This is a genomic window from Colwellia sp. 6M3 (assembly GCF_014077595.1).
Taxonomy (GTDB): domain Bacteria; phylum Pseudomonadota; class Gammaproteobacteria; order Enterobacterales; family Alteromonadaceae; genus Cognaticolwellia.
In genome coordinates, this window is the sequence record NZ_JACGWF010000200.1 from 1 (window position 1) to 718 (window position 718).

Below are 718 nucleotides of genomic sequence, written 5' to 3' on the forward strand. Positions count from 1 at the left end.
AAGTGGAATATGCTTATCATCATTTCTAATCGCAAGTGGTTCAGGGCTTAAGCATTGCCTTAACTTAATACTTGTCATACCACAGCGCTCCCCTTCTTGAGATATTAATGAGGCATTAAACTGTCCAACCAACATATTGTATTCATCAGGGGCTAAAAGTTGCTTTGTACCTGCGCCAAATTGCTTTCTTAATGCCTCTTCTTCTATAACTAAATTATCTATTTCAGTTTTTGGTAAATGAAATTGGCTAAAGTCGAGTGCGTCATGTGACAGCATCGCTAATAATAGAGAAAATTCGCCACGGCGATTTTCATGCACACTATTATTGAGCCTACTGTTTAACTGACTCTCTGTGATTAACAAATCATCTATTTGCATAGTCTTTAGTCGATTGTGGTAACTGATAGATATTTATCGGCTTTATTTCAATTTTCTTTAGCTTTTTTCTTTACTTAAATACGCAATTTGCTATTATCAGCGCCGTTGCATTGGAGGGGTTCCCGAGCGGCCAAAGGGATCAGACTGTAAATCTGACGGCTCAGCCTTCGCTGGTTCGAATCCAGCTCCCTCCACCACTTTTCTTACCGCTAAGTTAAGTGGGGCCAAATGTAACAACATAGTGTGGAGGGATTCCCGAGCGGCCAAAGGGATCAGACTGTAAATCTGACGGCTCAGTCTTCGCGCTGTCTCTGATCCACATCAGACGACTCCGAAGCAA

General features: G+C 41.6%; 1 protein-coding gene and 1 tRNA gene. One reads left to right on the top strand and one right to left on the bottom strand.

The features are described from left to right. Positions 1–378: VC2046/SO_2500 family protein (locus H4J50_RS18985; RefSeq protein ID WP_182257704.1), on the bottom strand; the 378-nt coding region annotated here is incomplete at its 3' end. A gap of 112 nt (positions 379–490) precedes the next feature. Between H4J50_RS18985 and H4J50_RS18990 the strand changes: the two genes are divergently transcribed. Continuing rightward, positions 491–575, top strand: a tRNA-Tyr gene (locus H4J50_RS18990). The last annotated feature ends 143 nt before the right edge of the window (positions 576–718 follow it).